Consider the following 2,298-nt stretch of genomic DNA (forward strand, 5'->3'; position numbering starts at 1 on the left):
ATTGATAACATAAAATCGGAAAAAAAATCATTTTGGCATGGGTGTGAAATTACTTTAGATCTAGAAACAATGAAAATTAATATAGATTTTAAGTACGAAGATTAAAATAAGATATTCAGTGATTGCAATTTACATCGTATATTTGGCCTACTTTTAATGTATTAATTTCCATTTAAAAGTAGGTAAAGTGGGATGATGGGAAGAAAAGTTTTCAAATATTTTTGATCTGAGTCTATAAAGGAAATTATTACAGAATTATACCAACCAATCCGACTTTGGTACGGGCGGTAAATATACCCGTGCTATCCAAGCCATTACCGCATTTACGCAAGGTGTCATGGGCAACAATATTGTTACCGCGATTGCTAATGGTTCCGCCCCTTATCTTGCTAATGAAGTGAAAAACCAAATTCAAGGTAACAGTGTTGAAAGTGATATTCAGCGCACGATAGCGCACGGATTACTCAATGCAGGCCTTGCGTTGGCAAAAGGTGAGAATGCAGTAGTACAAGCTTCTGGCGCAATGACAGGGGAAACAGTGGGTATTTTATCGCACTCACTTTATGGCAAAACCCCCGAAGAGCTGACTGAGACTGAAAAGCAGAATATAAGTGCATGGGCAACGTTAACTTCAGGGATTGTCGGCGGTTTAATCAGCGATAATAGCACCGGAGTTGCCAATGCCGCCCAAGCCGGGAAAGTGGTGGTTGAGAATAATGCGCTCAGTGATCTTGTTGATGCTCAAGCGGCAGGTAAAACACCTCAGAAAGTCGCTGAGGAACGGGTAAATGCAGAAATAGAGCGTTACAAGAAAGAAAACTGTGCAGGAATGAGCGCAGGTGCCTGCTCAGCTAAAATGGCAGAAGACCGAGACAAATTCTTCAGAGAAGCCACCTCTTTAGGTATTGATTTTGTGCCTGTGGTCGGTGATTTCAAAAGTTTTGCTGAAGCTGATGACTGGATTGATTACACATTAGTTGCGACGGGTACATTACCATTTGCTAAAGTATTCACGAAACCACTGAAAGAAGCCAAATTACTATTAAAAGCGGGGGATCTTGATGGTGCTAATAAGCTTATAAAAGAAGCGAGTGATGCCATACCAACAAAATCGCCTTCTAATCCAACCTCGCAGTCATCCAGTGGTACATGGAAGCCAAGTGATTCGAAAATTAATGCAGGCGAGTATCAAATTTCAAATGGATCACCTAATGCGATAGATAAAGGTAATTTAGCTAATCCGATCACTCAGTCCCGTATAAATGTCCAAAGTGGTGATTCAAAAGCTGGATGGGAGCATGTTATCAAACGTCATTTTTCTGGAAATTCAAATGCTAGCCAATTTACAATTAGTGAATCCGAACTTAAATCATTGTTACAAAATCCAGAGGTAGTAAAGATACCGATAAGTAAGACTCAAACATCATTGAATAAAGCAACAGGTAAGGAAGAAATATTATATCAACGAACAATCATTTTAGATAAACAAATTGGAATTGATAAATTTAGTAATGGTCCTACGAATAAAATGACTATCCTTACTGATAAGCACGGAAATTTAGTTACAGCAACTCCTGGAGTTATAAATTAAACATGAATAATAATGATGAGTTAATAAAGTTTAAAGAAATTGAAAAAGAAATTATCTTACCATTTCTTCAAAAAGAGTTTTCTTTTTTAAATTCCGTAGATATTTTATATCAAGGAATAGATCAATGCGTTGAAATTTATGCTTATTTAGTAAATAAGCAATTTGTAATAGAGTTCGACCTCTCGACTATAGATCATAGTATAACTAAAAATGAAATTTTGACTGTACAAGAGTATGAAAAAAGTCTTCAAGGGAAAGGGCGAGCTAAAAAAGAAGCTCGTGAATTTTTACGAAAATTAATGCATAAAGAAGCATAGCGAATGAACATTGATTAATCATATGTAATTAATTATAAATGGGCTTCCACGACGGAAACCTAGATTCTTCCGTGACCAGTAACGGCGGGGTTTGTCACATAAACGACCGGTAGAGTGACGATTCATAACACAATGATTTTGAGGCTAAATCCAGTCACATAACCCGTAATTTATTCAATGTTATTCAATTGAGGTAGTTTTTAGCTTTGGTGACGAAATTTTCTGGGCTTCCGGCGTAGAATCCCTAAATAATTGTTGTTGAGATATACAATAGATGGAGAAAAACCCGTGATTAAAACTTTTACTAATGCTCAAAGTGGAAATTAAATATGAACGATCAAATTATATACCAAAAAATTGGACAATTGCTTATTGATTCGAGCCCCTCTG

Annotated in this window: 2 protein-coding genes; both read left to right on the top strand. The window is 36.6% G+C overall.

Annotated features, from left to right (window positions below; genetic code table 11):
• Nucleotides 1-337 precede the first annotated feature (337 nt).
• Nucleotides 338-1,591: a VENN motif pre-toxin domain-containing protein gene (locus tag DK857_RS19055; protein ID WP_109402991.1), complete on the top strand. Its 1,254-nt coding sequence runs from the start codon at nt 338-340 to the stop codon at nt 1,589-1,591.
• A gap of 2 nt (nt 1,592-1,593) precedes the next feature.
• Nucleotides 1,594-1,908 carry a hypothetical protein gene (locus DK857_RS19060; protein ID WP_109402992.1) on the top strand — a complete coding sequence of 105 codons (315 nt, stop codon included), beginning with the start codon at nt 1,594-1,596 and terminating at the stop codon, nt 1,906-1,908.
• Nucleotides 1,909-2,298 lie beyond the last annotated feature (390 nt).

Origin of the sequence: Proteus terrae (genome assembly GCF_003144325.1) — a bacterium.
Classification (GTDB): domain Bacteria; phylum Pseudomonadota; class Gammaproteobacteria; order Enterobacterales; family Enterobacteriaceae; genus Proteus; species Proteus terrae.